Below are 409 nucleotides of genomic sequence, written 5' to 3'. Positions count from 1 at the left end.
GACGGCGAGCGCGCCGACCCCACCCGCCCCGGCTGGCTCTCCCGCCTCCTCCAATGGCAGCAGGCCGCACCCGACCCCGACACCTTCTGGTCCACCCTCCGCGAGGACCTCGCCCAGGACCGGGAGATCACCGTCTTCCGGCCCGACGGCGGCACACTCGGCCTGCCCGAGGGCGCCACCTGCGTCGACGCCGCGTACGCGCAGTACGGCGAGGACGCGCACGCCTGCCTCGGCGCCCGCGTCAACGGCCGGCTCGCCACCCTCAGCACCGTGCTCCGCGACGGCGACACCGTCGAACTGCTCATGGGCCAGGACCCCGCCGCCGAGCCGTCCCGCGAATGGCTCGACCACGCCCACACGCCCGCCGCCCGCATCGCCATCCAGCGCTGGCTCGCCGCCCACCCCACCC

Annotated in this window: 1 protein-coding gene; it reads left to right on the top strand. The window is 76.3% G+C overall.

What is annotated here, in order from left to right:
* On the top strand, positions 1-409 hold a 409-nt coding region (locus MTQ10_RS31015; protein WP_247474160.1), incomplete at both ends, for a TGS domain-containing protein.

Origin of the sequence: Streptomyces sp. XM83C, assembly GCF_023072675.1 — a bacterium.
GTDB lineage: Bacteria > Actinomycetota > Actinomycetes > Streptomycetales > Streptomycetaceae > Streptomyces > Streptomyces thermocoprophilus.
The sequence above is the reverse complement of the archived record's forward strand: the minus strand, read 5'-3'. Positions and strand labels throughout refer to the sequence as shown.